The following is a 1,422-nucleotide window of genomic DNA, read 5'->3' on the forward strand; positions in this document are numbered from 1 at the left end:
ATCCAGATCTGAGGGCGATGGGACAGTGTATTCGGAATGAGCGCGGCCCCCGCATGCGAGGCCAAGCGCTGCAGGAAAGCCCAGTCCGTCTCCTGATATTGCAGAATGAACTGCCCTGTAGCTTGCTTGCTAAGTGCGTAAATTTTAAACATGAAAGAAAGCTCATTCCTACTTATAATACAAGTGGGAATGAGCTCTGAACGTTTATCAAGTGTTTAAATTGTTTAACATGCTCATAAATAATGTAATTCTTACTTTCCTGCCTGTGATTGTATCCATCTCTTAGCTTCTTCTTCACGTAGAATAACTGGAGTATCGAGAGTACCGATATTAATACTAGATATAATTGCTTCTTCTACCCCCCTTAAACCTGATAAATCAGCTCCATGTAGTACAACATTTTTAAATGAAGCAACACTGATATCTGCATTTTTTAATATGGCATTCTGAAAATTGGTGTCATAAAACAGACAAGCAATCAAGTTAGCATTTGTTAAATCAGTATCACGGAAAATTGCTTCATAGCAATCTGCCTTGGCTAGCTTTGTATTCTGCATATAAGATTTTGAAAAATTAGTATACGACAGGTCTGCTTTATAAAAATTTGCTCCATATAAGTTGGCAGAGATAAACTTCGAAGAACATAATACTGAATTATGAAAATCACTATTCTGTAAATTCATAGAGTTAAATATACATTCTGTAAAATATGCTTGATCTAAAGAATAATTTCTTAAATCAATGTTCCTTAGATCAATTTCATCTAACCCCAACTTCTTCCCTTGTTCTCCGACAGTATCCACCCATAATTTATGTTTCTGGAGTTGGTCAATAATGTTGTCAAAATCACTCTCCAAAATGATCATGCCTCCTCACGTAGGATACCATATAATACGATCAGCAATTCCATCTTCCTCAATCGCCTTTCTTAATTGTTGAATATGTTCGGGTACTAACTCTCTCGTATCAATTATGACACTATTCCCTTTTTCAAACTCACCATAAATCTTGTCCATTGCTCTTTTAACTGTAAACGCTCCTTTTTTAGGGCTAGTATGACCATGGGGATACGATTCAAAACTCTTAACGTCCCACTTTATTCCTGTAGTGATGTCAATAAGGTCACTACCTTTATCGGCTTGAGGATCACGAACAATGCGCCCTAAAACACCCTGCTCTTCTAAATCAAGCCCAACTTCTCTTTCTTTAATTCCTTGTTCTTCGATTCTACCAGCATGAGATGGGTCACGAGCCAAGTCATCCAACTCTTCTTGAGTTCTTCCTCCAGTATATTTTCCGTTTTTATCATAAAGGTTAGGTCTACTACCTTCACCCGTCCCCTCAGTCTTATCTTCCCTTCTTTTCGGTTCATCCTCATAATGATCTTTAGGAGGCTGCTCTGATCTCCTAAAACCTCCCGGA

1 protein-coding gene and 1 pseudogene are annotated in these 1,422 nt (G+C 38.1%); both read right to left on the reverse strand.

All coding sequences use genetic code 11. The features are described from left to right. Positions 1 to 251: 251 nt before the first annotated feature. Complete coding sequence (locus K331_RS0122455) at positions 252 to 866, reverse strand: pentapeptide repeat-containing protein (RefSeq protein WP_028592001.1); 615 nt, start codon at positions 864 to 866, stop codon at positions 252 to 254. A 6-nt stretch (positions 867 to 872) separates the two neighbouring features. Next, a pseudogene (locus K331_RS32325) lies at positions 873 to 1,422 on the reverse strand (hypothetical protein); the annotation flags it as partial.

The sequence above is a fragment of the Paenibacillus massiliensis subsp. panacisoli DSM 21345 genome (genome assembly GCF_000426545.1).
In the GTDB taxonomy this organism is placed as follows: domain Bacteria; phylum Bacillota; class Bacilli; order Paenibacillales; family Paenibacillaceae; genus Paenibacillus; species Paenibacillus panacisoli.

Coding starts and splice junctions, on each gene's coding strand:
- K331_RS0122455 (WP_028592001.1), bottom strand. CDS start 866: ATGATCATTTTGGAGAGTGATTTTGACAACATTATTGACCAACTCCAG.